The 18,779-nt window shown below is 60.9% G+C and carries 17 protein-coding genes; 14 read left to right on the top strand and 3 right to left on the bottom strand.

Features of this window, described 5'->3' with window-relative positions:
- Positions 1–29: 29 nt before the first annotated feature.
- The 8 genes from pdhA to HH303_RS15975 all read left to right on the top strand — a co-directional run bounded on the left by pdhA (position 30) and on the right by HH303_RS15975 (position 8,227).
- Complete coding sequence (gene pdhA / locus HH303_RS16010) at positions 30–1,073, top strand: pyruvate dehydrogenase (acetyl-transferring) E1 component subunit alpha (protein WP_169626402.1); 1,044 nt, start codon at positions 30–32, stop codon at positions 1,071–1,073.
- Between the two features lie 31 nt (positions 1,074–1,104).
- Complete coding sequence (locus HH303_RS16005; RefSeq protein WP_169626401.1) at positions 1,105–2,484, top strand: pyruvate dehydrogenase complex E1 component subunit beta; 1,380 nt, start codon at positions 1,105–1,107, stop codon at positions 2,482–2,484.
- Between the two features lie 18 nt (positions 2,485–2,502).
- Positions 2,503–3,852 (top strand): pyruvate dehydrogenase complex dihydrolipoamide acetyltransferase, encoded by a 1,350-nt coding sequence (locus HH303_RS16000; protein WP_169626400.1) that lies wholly within the window; start codon positions 2,503–2,505, stop codon positions 3,850–3,852.
- A gap of 19 nt (positions 3,853–3,871) precedes the next feature.
- On the top strand, positions 3,872–5,284 hold the full coding sequence (gene lpdA, locus HH303_RS15995) for a dihydrolipoyl dehydrogenase (protein WP_169626399.1): 1,413 nt from the start codon (positions 3,872–3,874) through the stop codon (positions 5,282–5,284).
- Positions 5,285–5,465: 181 nt separating this feature from the next.
- Positions 5,466–5,687: a hypothetical protein gene (locus HH303_RS15990; RefSeq protein ID WP_169626398.1), complete on the top strand. Its 222-nt coding sequence runs from the start codon at positions 5,466–5,468 to the stop codon at positions 5,685–5,687.
- 109 nt (positions 5,688–5,796) lie between these two features.
- A complete protein-coding gene (lipA, locus tag HH303_RS15985) occupies positions 5,797–6,774 on the top strand; it encodes a lipoyl synthase (RefSeq protein WP_227421874.1) in 978 nt (325 codons plus the stop codon).
- A gap of 53 nt (positions 6,775–6,827) precedes the next feature.
- Positions 6,828–7,274, top strand: coding sequence for a type II toxin-antitoxin system RatA family toxin (locus HH303_RS15980; RefSeq protein WP_169626397.1), 447 nt, complete (start codon positions 6,828–6,830; stop codon positions 7,272–7,274).
- A gap of 197 nt (positions 7,275–7,471) precedes the next feature.
- Positions 7,472–8,227: a helix-turn-helix transcriptional regulator gene (locus tag HH303_RS15975; protein ID WP_169626396.1), complete on the top strand. Its 756-nt coding sequence runs from the start codon at positions 7,472–7,474 to the stop codon at positions 8,225–8,227.
- Here HH303_RS15975 and HH303_RS15970 read toward each other — a convergent pair.
- The 3 genes from HH303_RS15970 to HH303_RS15960 are packed head-to-tail and all read right to left on the bottom strand — an operon-like array spanning position 8,202 to position 10,371.
- A complete protein-coding gene (locus HH303_RS15970; RefSeq protein WP_169626395.1) occupies positions 8,202–8,690 on the bottom strand; it encodes a CinA family protein in 489 nt (162 codons plus the stop codon). The genes HH303_RS15975 and HH303_RS15970 overlap by 26 nt on opposite strands.
- Complete coding sequence (locus HH303_RS15965) at positions 8,687–9,163, bottom strand: phosphatidylglycerophosphatase A family protein (RefSeq protein ID WP_169626394.1); 477 nt, start codon at positions 9,161–9,163, stop codon at positions 8,687–8,689. Before HH303_RS15965 ends, HH303_RS15970 begins: the two co-directional genes overlap by 4 nt.
- Positions 9,160–10,371, bottom strand: coding sequence for a bifunctional 2-C-methyl-D-erythritol 4-phosphate cytidylyltransferase/2-C-methyl-D-erythritol 2,4-cyclodiphosphate synthase (locus tag HH303_RS15960; protein ID WP_169626393.1), 1,212 nt, complete (start codon positions 10,369–10,371; stop codon positions 9,160–9,162). The genes HH303_RS15965 and HH303_RS15960 overlap by 4 nt, the downstream gene beginning before the upstream one ends.
- A 165-nt stretch (positions 10,372–10,536) precedes the next feature.
- Between HH303_RS15960 and HH303_RS15955 the strand changes: the two genes are divergently transcribed.
- The 6 genes from HH303_RS15955 (at position 10,537) to ntrX (ending at position 18,768) form a co-directional block, all read left to right on the top strand.
- On the top strand, positions 10,537–11,223 hold the full coding sequence (locus HH303_RS15955; RefSeq protein ID WP_169626392.1) for a cytochrome C assembly family protein: 687 nt from the start codon (positions 10,537–10,539) through the stop codon (positions 11,221–11,223).
- 84 nt (positions 11,224–11,307) lie between these two features.
- The gene (gene dusB, locus HH303_RS15950; RefSeq protein ID WP_169626391.1) at positions 11,308–12,336 is read left to right on the top strand and encodes a tRNA dihydrouridine synthase DusB; all 1,029 of its coding nucleotides are present in this window, start codon (positions 11,308–11,310) and stop codon (positions 12,334–12,336) included.
- Positions 12,336–13,490, top strand: a complete 1,155-nt coding sequence (locus HH303_RS15945; RefSeq protein ID WP_169626390.1) for a two-component system sensor histidine kinase NtrB — start codon at positions 12,336–12,338, stop codon at positions 13,488–13,490. The genes dusB and HH303_RS15945 overlap by 1 nt, the downstream gene beginning before the upstream one ends.
- Complete coding sequence (gene ntrC / locus HH303_RS15940; RefSeq protein ID WP_169626389.1) at positions 13,487–14,947, top strand: nitrogen regulation protein NR(I); 1,461 nt, start codon at positions 13,487–13,489, stop codon at positions 14,945–14,947. Before HH303_RS15945 ends, ntrC begins: the two co-directional genes overlap by 4 nt.
- 157 nt (positions 14,948–15,104) lie before the next feature.
- Positions 15,105–17,366 carry a sensor histidine kinase NtrY-like gene (locus tag HH303_RS15935; protein WP_169626388.1) on the top strand — a complete coding sequence of 754 codons (2,262 nt, stop codon included), beginning with the start codon at positions 15,105–15,107 and terminating at the stop codon, positions 17,364–17,366.
- Positions 17,356–18,768, top strand: a complete 1,413-nt coding sequence (gene ntrX / locus HH303_RS15930; RefSeq protein WP_169626387.1) for a nitrogen assimilation response regulator NtrX — start codon at positions 17,356–17,358, stop codon at positions 18,766–18,768. The genes HH303_RS15935 and ntrX overlap by 11 nt, the downstream gene beginning before the upstream one ends.
- The last annotated feature ends 11 nt before the right edge of the window (positions 18,769–18,779 follow it).

Genomic DNA, 18,779 nt, shown 5'->3' with positions numbered 1-18,779 from the left:
ATCCGGGTCCGAGCTGAGGGGAACGACCGATGGCGAAAAAGGCAACGGCCAAACGGCCCGTGCGGAAAGGCGCTGCCAAAAAGGCGGCAGCCGCGAAACCGGCAGCCGCCGGCAAGGAACAGCTACTCGACTATTATCGTGAAATGCTGCTGATCCGCCGGTTCGAGGAAAAGGCCGGTCAGTTATACGGCATGGGCCTGATCGGTGGTTTCTGCCATCTCTATATCGGCCAGGAAGCCGTCGTCACCGGCATGCAGGCCGCGACCAAGGACGGCGACGCGGTCATCACTTCCTATCGAGATCACGGCCATATGCTGGCGACCGGCATGGACCCGAAAGGTGTCATGGCGGAACTGACCGGGCGCGAGGGCGGCTATTCCAAGGGGAAAGGCGGCTCCATGCACATGTTCTCCAAGGAAAAGAACTTCTACGGCGGCCACGGTATCGTCGGTGCGCAGATTCCGCTGGGCACCGGAATCGCCTTTGCCATGAAGTATAACGAAACGGACAATGTCTGCCTCGCCTATACCGGCGACGGCGCGATGAACCAGGGCCAGGTTTACGAAGCCTTCAATATGGCGGCGCTGTGGAAGCTGCCGGTCGTCTATGTCGTGGAAAACAACAAATACGGCATGGGGACCTCGGTGGAACGGATTTCCGCCTCCGGCGCCAATCTTCACGATCGTGGTAAGGCCTATGGCATTCCGGGCGAAGAGGTAGATGGGATGGATGTCCTGGCGGTCCACGACGCGGCGGAAAAGGCCATTGCCCACTGCCGCGCGGGCAAGGGTCCCTATATCCTGGAAATGAAAACCTACCGCTATCGCGGCCATTCCATGTCCGATCCGGCGAAGTATCGGTCGAAGGAAGAGGTCAATAAGGTCCGCTCCACCTCCGACCCGATCGATCGGGTGAAGGCGCTTCTCATCGACGGCGGTCACGCCACGGAGGATGACCTGAAGGAAATCGACAAATCGGTGAAAGCCGTCGTTTCCGAAGCGGCGGATTTCTCGCAAAGCAGTCCCGAGCCGGACCCGTCCGAATTGTGGACGGACGTGCTGATCGAAGCGTAACGCGTCGGAACCGGATCGAGAGGACATATAAATGGCTATTCAAATTCTCATGCCGGCGCTGTCGCCCACGATGACCGAGGGCACCCTGGCTAAATGGAACGTAAAAGAAGGCGACACCGTCTCCGCCGGTGACGTGATGGCGGAAATCGAAACCGATAAGGCGACGATGGAATTCGAAGCCGTCGACGAAGGCGTCATCGGCAAGATCCTGGTGCCGGAAGGTAGCGAAGGCGTCGCGGTGAACACACCGATCGCCGTGCTGCTGGAAGAGGGCGAGGACGCCAGCGCGGCGGAAGGGGCCGCATCCGCTGCGCCCGCCGCCGCACCTGCCGCGGAAGAAGCGCCGGCGGCTTCGGAAGCCTCTGCGAGCGCGCCCGCCGCGCCGAAGGCCGCCGACGCCCCGCCGCCGGAACCGGAATGGACCGGCGCGGTGAAGCAGCAATCGGTTCGTGAAGCCCTGCGCGACGCGATGGCCGAGGAAATGCGTAACGACACGTCGGTTTTCCTGATGGGGGAAGAAGTCGCCCAGTATCAAGGCGCTTATAAGGTGTCCCAGGGACTGCTGGACGAATTCGGCGACAAACGCGTCATCGATACGCCGATCACCGAACACGGTTTCGCCGGTCTGGGCGTCGGCGCGGCCTTCATGGGCCTGCGTCCGATCGTCGAATTCATGACCTTCAACTTCGCCATGCAGGCGATCGACCAGATCATCAACTCCGCCGCCAAGACTCTTTATATGTCCGGCGGTCAGATGGGCGCGCCGATCGTCTTCCGGGGACCCAACGGCGCCGCCTCGCGCGTCGCGGCCCAGCATTCCCAGTGCTATGCCAGTTGGTACGCGCATTGCCCGGGCCTGAAGGTCGTTTCTCCCTGGTGCGCGGCGGATGCGAAAGGCTTGCTGAAATCGGCGATCCGCGATCCGAACCCGGTTATCTTCCTGGAAAACGAACTGCTCTATGGGAAGACCTTCGACGTTCCCGACACCGACGATTGGACCGTGCCGATCGGCAAGGCGAAAATCGTGCGCGCCGGGACCGATGTGACGATCACCGCCTTCTCGCTGATGGTGGGCAAGGCGCTTGAAGCCGCCGACGCCCTGGCCGAAGCCGGGATCAGCGCCGAAGTCATCGATCTACGCACCATACGCCCGCTGGACGTGGAAACCATCGTGACCTCGGTCAAGAAGACCAATCGACTGGTTTCCGTGGAGGAAGGCTGGCCCTTCGCCGGGATCGGCGCGGAACTGGGTATGGTGATGATGGAAAACGCGTTCGACTATCTCGACGCCCCGGTCATGCGGGTCGCGGGTAAGGACGTGCCGATGCCTTATGCCGCCAATCTGGAGCAACTGGCGCTGCCGCAGCCCCAGGACATCGTCGAGGCGGCCCGCGCCGTCTGCTATCGCTGAGCCGGAGGGAGAAGGACCATGGCCGTTCAAATTCTGATGCCGGCACTGTCGCCCACCATGACGGAGGGCACGCTGGCGAAGTGGAACGTCAAGGAAGGCGACAGCGTCGCGTCCGGCGACGTGATGGCGGAAATCGAAACCGATAAGGCGACGATGGAATTCGAAGCCGTCGATGAAGGCGTCATCGCGAAAATCCTGGTACCGGAAGGGACCGAGGGCGTCGCGGTCAACACGCCGATCGCGATCCTGGCCGAAGAAGGCGAGGACGCCGCCGATGCCGTGAAAGAAGCCGGCGACAATGCCCCGGCGGCGAAAGCGGCCCCCACGGCACCCCCCGCGGCATCCCCGGAACCGGCAAAGGCGGAAGCGCCCGCCGCCGCCCCGGTACAGAGTGCCGCCCCGGCGCCTGCCGCGTCCGGCGACCGTGTCTTCGCCAGCCCGTTGGCGCGCCGGATGGCGAGCACCGAAGGCCTGGACTTGAAGGCGATTTCCGGTACCGGGCCGCATGGCCGGGTCGTGAAAAGCGATATCGAAAAGGCGCTTGCGGCCGGGACCGGGAAGGCCGCCGCGCCTGCCGCCGCCCCGGCAGCTGCGTCCGCTCCGGGAGCGGTGCCCGCCAAACCGGCCGCCGCCGGTGCGCCGCCTGTTCTGTCGGCGGACGATCCGATCTTCAAAATGCTGCCGGAAGCGGAAGCCATTCCGCATTCCAACATGCGCAAGACGATCGCCAAGCGGCTGACGGAATCCGCCCGCGACATTCCGCATTTCTCGCTTCAGGTCGATGTGGAAATCGACAAGCTGCTGGCCATGCGTAAGCAACTGAACGAACGGGACGGGGCGGACTACAAGATTTCCGTCAACGATTTCGTCATCAAGGCGACGGCGCTGGCGCTGTCCCGTGTGCCGGATTGCAACGTCGCCTATACGGACAGCGCGATCCTGAAATTCAAGAAGGTCGACATGGCCATGGCCGTGGCGGTCGACGGAGGGCTGATCACGCCGATCATCAAGGATTGCGCGTCGAAAGGTTTGGCCACGATCTCGCAGGAAGCAAAATCCCTCGCCGCGAAGGCGCGCGATGGAAAACTGGCCCCGGAAGAATATCAGGGCGGAACCTTCACCATCTCCAACCTCGGCATGTTCGGGGTGAAGAGCTTCAACTCCATCATCAACGTCCCGCAGGGCGGCATCCTGTCCGTCGGGGCAGGGGAACAGCGTCCGGTCGTGAAGGACGGCGCGCTGGCCGTGGCGACCGTCATGTCGCTCAGCCTCGCGGTCGACCACCGTTGCATCGACGGGGCGACCGGCGCGGCCCTGGTGAAGGAACTCAAGGCGCTGATCGAAGATCCGATCGCGCTGATGCTCTAGGGACGGGGAGGGAAAGACCATGTCCGACACGAATTTCGATGTCGTGATCGTCGGTGGCGGCCCGGGCGGCTATGTCGCCGCGATCCGGGCGGCGCAACTGGGCTTCAAAACCGCCGTTGTGGAGGCCAACCATCTGGGCGGCATATGTCTGAACTGGGGCTGCATTCCGACCAAAGCGCTGCTGCGGTCCGCGGAAATCTTTCACTATATGAAGCATGCGAAGGATTACGGCCTGTCCTGCGATAACCCGTCCTTCGATCTGGATGCGGTTGTGAAGCGTAGCCGGGGCGTGTCCAAGCAGTTGAATGCCGGTGTCGGCCATCTGTTGAAGAAGAACAAGGTCACGGTCATCGACGGCTGGGGCAAGCTGGCCGGTGGGGCGACGGGTGCGCGCAAGGTCGCCGTAGAGAAAGACGGCAAGGCGGTCACGACCCTGACCGGAAAGTATGTCATCCTGGCGACCGGCGCGCGGGCGCGGGAATTGCCGGGCCTGGAAGCGGACCACAAACTGGTCTGGACCTATCGCGACGCGCTTGTCCCGAATACCATGCCGAAGAAGCTGCTGGTCATCGGATCCGGGGCCATCGGCATCGAATTCGCCAGTTTCTTCAACACGCTGGGCGCTGAAACGACCGTCGTCGAGGTGATGGACCGAGTTTTGCCCGTGGAAGACCCTGAAATCTCGGCCTTCGCGAAAAAAGCCTTCGAGAAGCAGGGGATGAAGATTCTATCCGGTGCGACAGTGAAGGGCCTGAAACGCGGCACGGACAGCGTCACTTGCACCATCGAAACGAAAGGCAAGACCGAAGACATCACGGTCGATCGCGTGATTTCCGCCGTCGGCATTGTCGGCAACGTTGAGGATATCGGCCTGGAAGGCACGAAGATCAAAGTTGAGAAGACGCACATCGTCACCAACGAGTGGTCCGAAACTGACGAGCCCGGTGTTTACGCCATCGGCGACCTGACCGGCCCGCCCTGGTTGGCGCATAAGGCCGAACATGAAGGCGTGATCTGCATCGAAAAAATCGCCGGACTGAAAGGCGTCCATCCGCTGGATACATCACGGATACCGGGGTGCACTTATTGTCATCCGCAAGTCGCCTCCATCGGCTTGACCGAAGAGAAGGCGAAGGCTGCGGGCTATGACGTGAAGGTCGGCCGGTTCTCCTTCATCGGCAACGGCAAGGCGATCGCCCTTGGCGAACCGGAAGGCCTGATCAAGACAGTGTTCGACGGTAAGACCGGCGAATTGCTGGGGGCCCATATGATCGGTGCCGAGGTAACGGAGCTGATCCAGGGCTACTCCATCGCGAAAACCCTTGAAACGACCGAAGAAGAACTCATGCATACCGTGTTCCCGCATCCGACATTAAGTGAGATGATGCACGAATCGGTATTGGATGCGTTCGGGAAGGTTATCCACATGTAAGAAAAGGACATCGCAAGCAGGCGTCGGGGCGGTCCGTAAAATGTCAGTACGATTTACGTGATCTTTATCCTAAATACGTATAAAATTTTATGCGTTTTTGTTTCTGTCTTGCGATATCCCGAGTCACGTGTACAGTCGCCTACGTGATCAGGGCCATCGGTTTGTGAAAGGGACGTCCAAAATGGAAACCATCGAGCATCCGCATATTGCGGAAGTTCGCCGGGAACTGGTCTATGAAACCGGCCGGTGGCGTCACATGATGGTGGTTATCACTGATCTGTCTCTGGACCCGTCAGCACCGGACCACGACGCGAAAACCTTGAATGAGGTTATTCAGACCGTCGCGGAACAAGCGATCGCGAATAAAAGCGGCTATCACGGAATCGTCGTACGAAATCCGTAAGGTTCTCGTCGAAGGGCGGACATCCATCCGATCTTTTGCGGAGCCTTGACCTGAAATGCCCCACCGACCACTTTGGACGGTGAGAGGCTCATTTACAGGATACCGCATCATGTCCGATACGATGGACACCGCGCAGCGTCCCCACCGGCATCCGGAAAAGCGCAACCGGCCCGACAATCCGATCCAACGGAAACCTTCCTGGATTCGCGTGAAGGCGCCGGTCGGCAAGGAATACAAGAACACCCGCAAGATCGTGGACGACCACAAGCTGGTGACCGTCTGCCAAGAAGCGGCCTGCCCGAATATCGGCGAATGCTGGGAAAAGAAACACGCAACCTTCATGATTATGGGGGAAATCTGCACGCGAGCCTGCGCCTTCTGCAATGTCGCGACCGGCAAACCGAACGCGTTGGACGCCTTCGAGCCCTTCCGGATCGCCGATGCGGTAGAGAAGCTGGGGTTGGAACATGTGGTCATTACATCCGTGGACCGCGACGACCTAGCCGATGGCGGCGCCGCTCATTTCGCGCAAGTCATTACGGCGATCCGCGAGCGCATGCCGGAAACCACGATCGAGATTCTGACGCCCGACTTCAAAGGGAAGCACGGTGCCCTTGAAGTTGTGGTCGAAGCACGGCCCGACGTTTTCAATCACAATCTCGAAACCGTGCCGCGTCTATATCCGACCGTCCGGCCGGGCGCGCGTTACTTCACATCGCTGCAACTGCTGGCGCAGGTGAAGCAGTTGGACCCGACGGTCTTTACCAAATCCGGCCTGATGGTCGGTCTGGGCGAAACCAAGATCGAGATACAGCAGTTGATGGACGACTATCGCGCCGCGGATGTCGATTTCCTGACCATCGGGCAGTATCTCCAACCGACGGCGAAACATCACCATATCGACCGTTTCGTAACACCGGAGGAATTCGAAAGCTATGCCTCCATGGCGCGGGCGCGGGGGTTCCTGATGGTTTCGTCCTCGCCGCTGACGCGGTCCAGCTACCATGCCGGGGACGATTTTCGGCGTCTCCGGGACGCACGGGAAAAGAAACTGTCTGCCCAACGCGTGACCCCGGCGGCGGAATAGGGTAGGGAGCGGTTAGACTGCATTACCGGACCGAGGGACCGAGCGCCTTATTCATGCCCAGTCATACGGAACAACGCTTTCTGCCATACCGGGCGGAGGATATGTACAAGTTGGTCGCCGATGTCGGCCGCTATCCGGAATTTCTGCCCTGGTGCCGGGCAGCGAGAATTCGCACGCAGACCGATACTCTCTTGGTTGCAGACCTCGTCATTGGGTTTAAGGGTATCACGGAGCGTTTCACCAGCCGTGTTACCCTGGACCCCGGTAACCTTGAAGTTTTAACCGCTTATGAAGACGGTCCTTTCAAATATCTGGATAACAGCTGGAGATTCATACCGAATCCCGATTCGGGCGGGTGTCGTGTCGAATTTCATGTGGATTTCGAATTCAAATCCCGAATGTTGCAGGCAATGATCGGTTTGGTATTCACCGAGGCGGTTAAACGGATGGTCGCCGCGTTCGAGGAACGCGCCCGGGTTCTGTATGGAAAACAATTGTAGTTTGTTTCGCGGGCGAATCGTTCGGCGTCCGTTTTCGTGACTGCAACTGCAGTTTGGTGTTTGTTGCGAAACCGAATCGATTCTCGTTCGTGCGACTCCGACCACTTGCCGACACGCCCCATCTTGTAGCAATCCCGCAAATCGTGTCATGTTGCCTAGATAAATAGGCATCATCACTAATTTTAAGGGGTTTGACGGTGATTACAGCGGCACAAATCCGTGCAGGCCGGTCTTTGTTGAATATCAAACAGAGCGAATTGGCCAAGGCTGCGGGCGTTTCGTTGGCCACCTTGAACAATATTGAACGCGGCGTCGGCGACCCACGCGCCAGCACTCTGGACGCGATCGAACGCGCATTGTTTCAAGCCGGAATCGATGTCGAAACCGATGGTGCCGTCGAAACGGTGCGTCTCCACCGACTCGCACGCCCCAGTGCTTACGAAACCCTGCATGCCAGCCAGCGCGTCCTGGAAGCACTATCGCGGGACAGCCTGCTGAAGGTAGAGCGTATCCTGTTCTATGGTCGCCGAGACCACGCTCAACGGGACGAAAGCCCGAAAATATGCCTGCTGCTGGAGGGGCGGGCGCGGGCCGTCTTGTTCGATCAGGTCAGTTTCACCGTTTCCAGCGGAGCACGTATGGCGGAAATGGCCGGGCTGTTGTTGGCATCCTTCGCCTTGCACCGGGGGAACCTATTTTATCTGGACCGTCTGACGGAAGATACGACCCTGGTGTCGGTGTCGGAGGCAACGGATCGATTGCGGGCCGCCGACTGGCGGGGGATGGACCATCCGTCCGTCCTGATAGACACGGTGGACAATTGGGACGAGAAAGTCGCGCTATACGGTGAGCGACAGGGACATCCGCTCGCGGAACTGATCCGTCTTGTCGGTCCCCGCATTGAGGGCGCGTTGGAAGCCGGAGCGCCTATCCCCGCACTGACCGCCGAATAAGCGCCAAGGCTTCCAGGACGGTCTGCTTGCGGACGGCAGCGCGATCGCCACCGAAATTATTCTCAGTAACAATGGTTTGATAGTCACTCTTCGCGCAGGATATGAAGACGAGACCGGCAGGCTTGCGTTCAGATTGACCGGGGCCAGCAACACCTGTGACAGCGACGCTTATATCGGCATTTGAATGGGTTAGGGCGCCTTCCGCCATTTCTTGTGCAACAGGGGCGGAGACAGCCCCGAACTCAGCTATCTTTTCCGAGTCGACCCCAATCATCTCCGCCTTCGCTTCATTTGAATAGGTGATGAAGCCCCGGTCGACGACATCCGACGATCCGGGCACCGCCGTCAGGGCCGCACCGATCAAGCCTCCGGTGCAGGATTCGGCGGTCACCATCTTAAGTCCAGCCTTGCGGAGGAGATCGAGCGTTTCCTCGGCGGCCGCGTACAGGTCAGGATCGATCACAGGCTCCCCCCATCGGTCAGAGTTTGCACCACATAGCCTATGCCATAGAGCGACGCGGCGGCGAACAGGCCCGCGATGACATCGTCGATCATGACGCCGAAGCCGCCGCCGACACGCCGATCGGCCCACCGGATCGGCCAGGGTTTGATAATGTCGAACACCCGGAACAGCACAAATCCCAAGGCGTAATGCAGGATATCCGGCGGGACGATGCAGAGCGTCAACCAAACGCCGACCACTTCGTCGACGACGATTTCCGAATTGTCGTGTCCTCCCGCGCCGGCGTCGTATCGGGACGCCGCCCAGCAACCGAGGGGAAACAAAAGAACCGCCGCCACAAAAAGGGCAAGCCCGCCGCCATACTGCGCGATCAGCCAGGCGAAGGGCAGGGCGGCCGCCGTCCCCCATGTGCCGGGCGCGGGTTTCAGCAATCCACTGCCGAACCAGGTTGCAATCAGGGTAGACGGCGTCATTCGCTTTCGTCCTCATAGGGCGGCAGGGACAAGGTCGCGACCGCTTGGCAGGCAATGCCTTCGCCCCGGCCGGTGAAGCCCAATTTCTCGGTCGTCGTCGCCTTTATGGAGACCCTGTCTTTGGACAGGCCCAGGATGTCGGCGACCCGCGCGCGCATCGCGGCCCGATGCGGGCCGACTTTCGGTGCCTCGCAGATCAGTGTCGCATCGACATGCAGAATCTTGGCGTCGCGTCGGGCGGCCAGTGTGGCGGCGTGGCGCAGGAAGGCGTCGGACGGCGCACCTTTCCATTGGGGATCGCTGGGCGGGAAATGCTGCCCGATATCGCCGTCCCCCAACGCGCCCAGGATCGCGTCCGTAATAGCGTGGAGACCGACATCGGCATCGCTATGCCCCAGCAAGGTTTGGTCATGATCGATCCGAATGCCGCAAAGCCAAAGATGGTCGCCCGTCACCAGCCGATGCACATCGAAACCCATGCCGGTTCGGGTTTCCCTGGCAACCGACAGGCGTTGTTCCGCGGCGGCGAAGTCGGCTTCGGTGGTCAATTTCACATTCGTCTCCTCGCCCGGCACCAATGTGATCGGCAATCCCGCCAACTCCGCCAGCATGGCGTCGTCCGTCGCTTCCTGCGCGGGATCGGCGGCGCGATGCGCCGCCAATATCGCGCCCAAACGGAAGCCCTGCGGAGTTTGCGCGCGATGCAGACCGGCGCGGGGCACCGTCGCGGCCACAGTGCCGTCTGCGGCGGCCGATTTCAATGTGTCGACGACCGGCAAGGCGGGGAGGGCGGCCCCGGCCCGGTGGGCGGTTTCGGAAACGGATTGGATCATCCGGGGCGTGGCAAAGGGGCGGGCCGCGTCATGGATCAGCACTACCGCCGCCTCGGCGGCATCCCCCAAACGGCGTGTCAGGTCTTCCAAACCGTTTCGAACCGATTCCTGTCGGGATGCGCCCCCTGGGACAACTGTCAGGGTCTCAATGCCGGATAAGGCCGACGCGCAGTCCGCTTCCTGGCCCGCGCCGATCACGACTGTGATCGATTGCAACCCGGGGGTTCCGGCAAAGGCGTCGACCGTACGCCGCAGAACCGGCTTTCCGGCGAGAAGGCGATACTGTTTCGGCACACCGCCTCCCGCGCGCTGTCCGGTTCCGGCAGCGACGATAAGGGCATGAAAGGGGGCGGTAAAATTGACAGGCGCGGACATGGCTTTCGCATTTCAGGTCGGGATACGGGGTGCTATATAGCGGCCATGTTAGCGGACTCGCCACTCTTTCAAATCCTCGCACTTGCCTGCCTGGCGCCGGCGATATGGTTTTTTGTCGTCAGACCGGCGGAAAACTCGGCGCACGTTCGCGGATTTTCCATCTGGATGACGCTTGCCGTTTTTGGTCCGGTTGTCTGGTGCATCATGGCGCTTCAAGCTGGATGGCGCACGGATTTCGCCTTTACCCTCTGGGTTTCCGTGGCCGGCACCCTGCTTCTTTACGGCATGGTTGCCCTGGCGGCACCTATTGCCCGAAGCTTGGCCGTCCTCGTCCTACCCTATCTGGCCAGCCTGATCCTGCTGGCGATACTGCTGGACAGCGGCGACCGCATGCTGTCCGGCGCGCCGGATCCCTGGATACTCGTCCATATCGTTCTGGCGGTGACGACCTATGCCTTGATTACGCTATCGGCCCTGGCCGCCCTGTCGGTATTTGTAAAAGAACGCGCCTTGAAATCCCGGCGCAACGATGCCGTCAGCCGTCGTTTGCCGCCGGTCGCGGAGGCGGAACGGCTGCAAGACCATCTGATGATGGTGGGGGAAGTCGTACTGGGTTTCGGCGTCGCGACCGGCATCGCCATCCATGTTCATAGGGGGGACCCGCTTCTCGCGCTCGATCACAAGACCCTGTTGACCATCGCGGCCTTTCTGGTGATTGGCGGTCTGATCGTTCTGCAACGATTGGTCGGTTTGCGCGGACGCCTTGCGGCTCAATTGGTCATGATCGCCTATCTTTTGGTCACCCTGGGATATCCCGGTGTCAAATTCGTCACAGATATCCTTGAAGGATAGGGACATACTGCGTTTGTCTCTGGCAAAAACCGTCGGAAAGCGTTAAAAGCCTCGTTTGGTTTGCACAGAATTTAGGCGATACGCGTGACTGCGCAAAAACTAAGCAACAGGCTAACGCCGATCTATATCGGGCCCGTCCGTATCGAGACGCCCGTCTATCTGGCGCCCATGTCCGGTGTGACCGACCTGCCGTTCCGCACCGTTGTCCGGTCGCTGGGCGCGGAAACGGTGGTATCGGAAATGATCGCCAGTGGCGAAGCCCTGCGTCGGACCGAAGGGACGCTTCAGCGTTTCCGCGCGGAAGAGAGCGAAAAGCCCCATATCGTTCAGCTTGCGGGCCACGATCCCCGGATCATGGCCGAGGCCGCGCGCTTCTGCGAGGACATGGGTGTCGATATCGTCGATCTGAATTTCGGCTGCCCGGCGAAAAAGGTCACCAACAAGATGTGCGGATCTGCGCTGATGCGCGATCTGGATCAGGCGATGGCCATTGTCGATGCCGTGGTTGCCGCCGTGTCGGTGCCCGTGACGGTGAAGATGCGCACCGGCTGGGACGACGATTGCCGGAACGCCCCCGATTTTGCGCGTCGCGCGGAAGCGGCGGGCATTCGCCTTGTCACCGTCCATGGCCGCACCCGTGAACAGAAATACACCGGACGGTCGGATTGGTCCTTCATCCGGCGCGTGAAGGATGCCGTGTCGATTCCCGTCATCGCGAACGGCGATATCACGACCTTCGACGATATCGATGCCTGCCTTGCACAGTCCGGCGCGGACGGGGTGATGATCGGGCGTGGCGCCCAGGGTCGCCCCTGGTTCATGGGGCAGGCGATCCGGTATGTTCAGGACGGCACCCGGTTGCCGGACCCGGATTTGTCAGCACAAAGCGATATCCTGCTGCGTCATCTGGATGAAATCCTGGCGCATCATGGCAGCTATCGGGGCCTTCGAGTCGCGCGAAAGCATATCGCCTGGTCGCTGACGGGCCTGCGCGACGCGGCGCGGTACCGCGCCCGGATCATGGCGTCGGAAGACGTGGGACTGACCCGCCGTTTGATCCATGATGCTTTTTCCACCCACATCGATAAAGATACCGTGGCGGAGGCCGCCTAATGTCCGCGAAAATTCGTTTAGTACCCCCGCCGATCAGTCGGCCCAGTTCGGACAGCGTGATCGACAGCCTGCCGGAGCCGGTTATCGTCGTCGATGCCGGAAGCAATATCTCCTACCTGAACAACGCGGCGCAGACCTTCCTGCAAGGGTCTGAAGCCGTTTTGGCGGGCATGAACCTGCAGGACCTGATCCCGCAGGACAGCCCGATCCTGACGATGGTCGACCGGGCGCGCCGCGCCAACGCGTCGATGACCGTCCACGGGGTTCGCCTGACCACGCCTCGCATCGGCAATCACACGATCAGTGTCGATGCCGCACCGTTGCTGGACGACCCGGAATCCATCGTGTTGACGGTGAAGGAACATTCGATCGCCGGAAAAATCGATCACGCCATGGCGCAACAGGGGGCCGTCCGTTCGGTAACCGCTCTGGCCGCCATGCTGGCGCATGAGGTGAAAAACCCGCTATCCGGTATCCGGGGGGCGGCGCAGTTGATCGAAACCATGATCCCGGCGGAAGACCGTCAGTTAACGAAACTAATCACGGAAGAAACGGACCGGATCGTTAAACTGCTGAACGGGATGGAGATATTCTCCGACCGGCCGCAATTGGACCGGTCTCCGGTCAACATCCATGAGGTCCTGGACCGGGTCCTCGCCATCGCCCGCAACGGCTTCGCCCAGAACATGCGGCTGATCGCCGATTTCGACCCGTCGCTGCCGCCGATTTATGGCGACCATGACCAGTTGATCCAGATATTCCTGAATCTGGTGAAAAACGCCGCCGAAGCCATGGTCCCGAACGGACCTGACCCGGAAATCGTCGTCACGACCGCCTATAAGCACGGCGTGCGTTTGGCCGTGCCGGGTAAGGAAAGCCGGATGCACCTGCCGCTCGTCGTCACCATCCGGGACAATGGCGGCGGCATTCCGGACGACCTGCGCCCGCATTTATTCGATCCGTTCATTACCACGAAATCCAATGGAACCGGCCTGGGGCTCGCGCTTGTCGCGAAACTGGTGTCGGAACATGGCGGGGTGATCGACTTCGAATCCAAGCCGCGGCGCACGGTATTTACCGTCATGCTGCCCGTTCTGCGCGACATGGTCGGATCTGAAAAGCCTAAGCCGAAGAAAAAAGGGGCGCGCGGATGAGCGGTGAGACGATCCTTGTCGCCGACGACGACCGGGCGATCCGCACGGTCGTCAGCCATGCCCTGGGCCGCCAAGGCTACGAGGTGCGCACGACGGGCAACGCGGCGACCCTGTGGCGCTGGGTGTCCGACGGGGAGGGCGACTTGGTCGTCACCGATGTTGTCATGCCCGATGGCAACGGATTGGATCTGATCCCGCAAATCCGCAAAATACGACCGGACCTGCGCGTCATTGCGATGAGCGCGCGGAATACGCTGCTGACCGCCATCAAGGCGACGGAACGTGGGGCCTTTGAATACCTGCCCAAGCCGTTCGATCTGACCAATCTGGTCGATACCGTGCAGCGCGCCCTGAAGTCTCAAACGGAAGTGCCGGGCGACATCACCCCGCAGACGCCGGATGAGGAACCGATGCCGTTGATCGGCCGGTCGCCGGCGATGCAGGAAGTCTACCGCATCATCGCACGCCTTACCGGGACCGACCTCTCCGTGCTGATTACGGGGGAAAGCGGGACGGGGAAAGAACTGGTCGCGCGGGCGCTGCACGATTATTCGCGGCGGAAGCTGCGTCCCTTTGTTGCGGTCAATATGGCGGCCATTCCGCGCGAATTGATCGAAAGTGAATTGTTCGGGCACGAGAAGGGCGCCTTCACCGGCGCGACCAGCCGCAAGTCCGGCCGGTTCGAAATAGCCGATGGCGGCACGCTGTTCCTGGATGAAATCGGCGATATGCCGTTGGAAGCGCAGACACGCCTGCTGCGCGTGCTTCAGGAAGGCGAATATACGATGGTCGGCGGTCGCAGCCCCATCAAGACCGATGTGCGGATTGTGGCGGCGACCCATCGTGACTTGCGGCAACTGGTTTCCCAGGGCCTTTTCCGCGAAGATTTGTATTACCGATTGAACGTCGTACCGATCCGCCTGCCGCCGTTGCGCGAGCGGCGCGAAGATGTGCCCGATCTCGTGCGGCATTTCCTGGCAGAGGCCGCGGAAAACGGGTTACCCCTCAAGACCGTAACGGAAGCGGCGATGAGCCGCCTGATGAGCCACCGTTGGCCCGGAAACGTGCGCGAGCTGGAAAATCTGGTTCGTCGGTTGGCGGCACTATACGCCCAGGATCGCATCGATCAGGACATTATCGAGGCTGAGCTGGGCGAATCCCCCAGTTTCGCGGAAGAGGAAAGTGCCGGAACCGGCGGATCGGAAAGCCTGCACGACGCGGTTCACCGTCACCTGACCGCTTATTTCGACGCGCATGGCAATCAACTTCCCGCCGCCGGGCTGCATATGCGCATCCTGCGGGAGGTGGAGCGCCCCCTGATCGAAATTTGCCTGAAAGCCACGCGCGGGAATCAGGTTCGCACGGCGGAACTGCTGGGGCTGAACCGCAACACACTACGCAAGAAAATCCGGGAACTGGACATTACCGTTTCCCGCGGCGGCCGGGATGACGAATAACCCGGCCAGAGTCCGATTTCGCGCTTGGCGGTATGCCGTGAAAATGTGCTAAACCTGCGCGGTCATGAATCCGGGTCAGCAAACCGAACAGTCTGAAACGTCCAAACCGCCGCGGCAGTCCTTGTCGGCGCGGATTCGGGTATTTCTACAGCGCCTGATGGCGTCGAAGCGGGCGGCGCGCCTGTTCGCGGTCATCCTGTTGACCCTGGCCGTCCTGGCCGGGATCGGGACCTACACGGCGTTTACCGGGCTACCGCCCTTGGGCGGCGACCCAAGTGCGCTGGTTACCATGGTCTATGCCGACCTGATTATCCTGCTGCTGTTGGGTTTCGTCGTTGCGCGCCGGATTGTCGCCTTGTGGTCGGAACGCCGCCGCGGCTCGGCCGGATCACGGCTTCATATTCGCCTTGTCGGTTTGTTCGCCGCATTGTCCGTTACCCCGGCGATCATCGTGTCGACCTTTTCTCTGCTGTTTTTCGACCTCGGCCTCGAAAGCTGGTTCAGCGATCGGGTGCGCACCGCCGTCGCCGAAAGCCGTCAAGTGGCGGAGGCTTATCTGGTCGAACACCGGAACAACATCCGTACGGACGCGTTGCGCATGGCGCGGGACTTGAACGGCGATGCGCGGCGGCTGGTCGTCAACAATATGCTGTTGAACCGCTTTCTGGAAATTCAGCGCCGTGTTCGGGATTTGAGCGAGGCCATCATCTTTCAGGGACCGTCGCGCGATGTGATCGCTCGCGCCGGGATCACCTTGATGCTGGAATTCGAGCCGATCGCGCCCAGCGATTTCGAGGCCGCGACGTCAGGCGAAGTCGTCGTCATTACCAGCGGTGCAGACGACAGAGTCCGGGCGCTGTTGAAGCTGGACGCCTTCCCCGATGCGTATCTCTATATCGGTCGCCTCGTCGACCCGCAGGTGCTGAACCGTATCGAACAAGTGCGCAGCGCCGCCGCGCAGTTCGAAAAACTGGAATCCTCACGATCCGGCATCCAATTGTCCTTCGCCTTGGCCTTTCTCGTTGTGGCGTTATTGTTGCTGCTGACCGCAATTTGGATCGGCCTGACCATCGCGACGCAGCTTTCGGCGCCGATCAGCGCCCTGATCGGCGCGACGGAGAAGGTCCGCGCCGGCGACCTGGAAACCAAGGTCGAAGAGATCAAAGGTGAAGACGAACTGGCCTTGCTGGGCCGGGCCTTCAATCGCATGACGCAGCAGATTCGATCGCAACATGGCGAATTGCTGGAAGCGAACCGCATGGTGGACGAACGCCGCCGCTTCACGGAGGCGGTTCTAGCCGGCGTCAGTGCGGGGGTCATCGGTCTGGACCGCAACGGCCGCGTCGACCTGCCCAACCGGCGTGCCGCGGAATTGTTGGGGATGGAACTGGATACGTTGATCGGCGACAGGTTGATCGACATCCTGCCGGAAATCGAAGAAACGCTGGAAACCGCGCGGCAGGCCCCTGCGGGACGCCCTGTCGAATCCCAAATCCGGTTGGCAATCCACGGCGAGACCCGCACCTTGTTCGTCCGTATCGTCGTCGAACGGGAAGCCGGGCAATTGCGTGGTTATGTCGTGACTTTCGATGATGTATCGCCGCTGGTTGCCGCGCAGCGCAAGGCCGCCTGGGCCGATGTCGCCCGGCGCATCGCGCATGAAATCAAAAACCCGCTGACGCCGATCCAACTCTCCGCGGAACGCCTGAAGCGCAAATATATGAAGGAGATCGAGACCGATCCTCATGTATTCGAGGGCTGCATCGACACGATCGTGCGTCAAGTTGACGATATCGGCCGCATGGTCGATGAATTTTCGTCCTTCGCACGGATGCCCGCGCCGGCGATGAAGGTGCAGGATATCGTCGACATTTGCCGCCAAAGCCTGTTCCTGCAGCGCAACGCCAATTTGGACGTCGATTACATTTTCGAAGGGCCTGATTCACCCTTGGATATCCGATGCGACGGACGGCAATTGAGCCAGGTCATGACGAACCTGTTACAGAACGCACATGATGCGATTGAGGGCCGGTTCGAACTGGAAAAGGCCGGGGGAACGGAGTCTGAGAAGGGACGGATTAAGCTTTCCATCGAAGCCGACGACGGGCATGTTCAGATTTCCGTGGTCGACAACGGCAAGGGATTGCCTGAGGCGGAAAGAGACCGTCTGACCGAACCCTATGTCACGACACGCAAGAAGGGAACCGGTCTGGGACTGGCGATCGTGAAGAAGATCATGGAAGACCATGGCGGCGATCTGACATTGTCGGACGCCCCTTCCAACGGATCGGTCCGGGGCGGTGCCTGTGTTACGTTGCGATTGCCGCGAAATACGGAAGACGGTCCGGTCGCCCAATCTGAAACAGGGTCGGAAGTCGGGTCGAAAGTAGGGGAAGGAGGCGCACGCGATGGCTCATGACATCCTGATTGTCGACGACGAAACCGACATCCGGATGCAGATCGCGGGCATTCTGGAAGACGAAGGTTATCAAACCCGCGAGGCATCGACCTCCGCTGAGGCGTTGAGCGCCGTTGCCACGCGCCAGCCGTCCCTGATGATCCTGGACGTCTGGTTGGCGAATTCCGAGCTCGATGGATTGCAGATTCTGGAGGTCGTGAAGCGCGATCATCCGGCGCTGCCGGTCGTTATGATCAGCGGACACGGCACCTTCGACATGGCGGTTACCGCAACGAAGAAGGGGGCCTACGACTTCATTTCCAAACCGTTCAAGACGGATGTGCTGCTGCTCACCATCGACCGGGCCTTGGAAGAAGCCCGCCTGAAATACGAAAACGAGTCCCTGCGCAAACTATCGCCCTACGGCATGCAGAACGATCTCGTCGGCCTATCCTCAGTGATTGCGGAAATCCGGCGATCCATTGAAAAAGTGGCGCCGACGGACAGTCGTGTTCTGATTTCCGGCCCTCCAGGCAGCGGCAAAGGGGCGATTGCGCGCGCCATCCATGCTCAATCTCAGCGTCGCAGCGGCCGGTTCGTGTCGCTTGCCTGCGCCTCGCTGACCGAGGACACGTTGGAAGCGGCCTTGTTCGGGACGGAAGCGACCAAGGACCATCCTCGGCATGTCGGTGTTCTGGAAGAAGCCCATGGCGGCACGCTGTTGCTGGACGAAGTCGCCGATATGGATCTGGCGACCCAGCAGAAAATCGTCCGCGTCCTGCATACGCGGAAGTTTCAGCGCATCGGCGGCGAAAATACGGTCGAGGTTAATACCCGCGTTCTGGCGACGACGTCCCAGGATCTACAGGCCTTGATCGCGGAAGGCCGCTTCCGGGAAGACCTGTTCTACCGCCTGAATGTCGTGCCGCTGTCCGTACCGCCCCTGGCGGAGCGCCGGGAAGATATCCCGATGCTGGCGGCGCATTTCATGGAACGCTCCGCTCAGACGAAGGGACGGTCGCCGCGCCCCATGGCACCGGACGCGATCGCAGCCTTGCAGGGCCATGATTGGCCGGGAAATCTGTGGGAATTGGGCAATGTCATCGAGCGCCTGTTGCTGATGGCAACCGGCGCGTCGCACGATCCGATTCACGCGGACGCCGTCGCCCAAGCCTTGGGCGCGGGAACCGGCGAGAACGCGGGATCCAAATGGGACCGCGCGACGGAAGTGATGAGCCAACCCCTGCGCGAGGCGCGCGAAGCATTTGAGCGGGAATATCTCGTCTTTCACTTGGCGCGGTTCGGCGGCAACATCTCCCGGACCGCTGAATTTGTCGGGATGGATCGCGCCGCGCTGCACCGGAAGCTGAAAGGCTTGGGCGTTGCGGGGACACAGCGGCAAAAGACGGAAGCGGACGGCTGACCAAGCCGCCG

It is taken from the genome of Pacificispira spongiicola (assembly GCF_012926505.1).
GTDB lineage: Bacteria > Pseudomonadota > Alphaproteobacteria > UBA8366 > Aestuariispiraceae > Pacificispira > Pacificispira spongiicola.
This window is presented reverse-complemented; position numbering and strand designations above follow the sequence as displayed.

What these genes read in the sequence shown, in the direction of transcription:
- pdhA (WP_169626402.1), top strand. Translation starts at nt 30, where the DNA reads ATGGCGAAAAAGGCAACGGCCAAACGGCCCGTGCGGAAAGGCGCTGCC.
- HH303_RS16005 (WP_169626401.1), top strand. Translation starts at nt 1,105, where the DNA reads ATGGCTATTCAAATTCTCATGCCGGCGCTGTCGCCCACGATGACCGAG.
- HH303_RS16000 (WP_169626400.1), top strand. Translation starts at nt 2,503, where the DNA reads ATGGCCGTTCAAATTCTGATGCCGGCACTGTCGCCCACCATGACGGAG.
- lpdA (WP_169626399.1), top strand. Translation starts at nt 3,872, where the DNA reads ATGTCCGACACGAATTTCGATGTCGTGATCGTCGGTGGCGGCCCGGGC.
- HH303_RS15990 (WP_169626398.1), top strand. Translation starts at nt 5,466, where the DNA reads ATGGAAACCATCGAGCATCCGCATATTGCGGAAGTTCGCCGGGAACTG.
- lipA (WP_227421874.1), top strand. Translation starts at nt 5,797, where the DNA reads ATGTCCGATACGATGGACACCGCGCAGCGTCCCCACCGGCATCCGGAA.
- HH303_RS15980 (WP_169626397.1), top strand. Translation starts at nt 6,828, where the DNA reads ATGCCCAGTCATACGGAACAACGCTTTCTGCCATACCGGGCGGAGGAT.
- HH303_RS15965 (WP_169626394.1), bottom strand. Translation starts at nt 9,163, where the DNA reads ATGACGCCGTCTACCCTGATTGCAACCTGGTTCGGCAGTGGATTGCTG.
- HH303_RS15960 (WP_169626393.1), bottom strand. Translation starts at nt 10,371, where the DNA reads ATGTCCGCGCCTGTCAATTTTACCGCCCCCTTTCATGCCCTTATCGTC.
- HH303_RS15955 (WP_169626392.1), top strand. Translation starts at nt 10,537, where the DNA reads ATGACGCTTGCCGTTTTTGGTCCGGTTGTCTGGTGCATCATGGCGCTT.
- HH303_RS15945 (WP_169626390.1), top strand. Translation starts at nt 12,336, where the DNA reads ATGTCCGCGAAAATTCGTTTAGTACCCCCGCCGATCAGTCGGCCCAGT.
- ntrC (WP_169626389.1), top strand. Translation starts at nt 13,487, where the DNA reads ATGAGCGGTGAGACGATCCTTGTCGCCGACGACGACCGGGCGATCCGC.
- HH303_RS15935 (WP_169626388.1), top strand. Translation starts at nt 15,105, where the DNA reads ATGGCGTCGAAGCGGGCGGCGCGCCTGTTCGCGGTCATCCTGTTGACC.
- ntrX (WP_169626387.1), top strand. Translation starts at nt 17,356, where the DNA reads ATGGCTCATGACATCCTGATTGTCGACGACGAAACCGACATCCGGATG.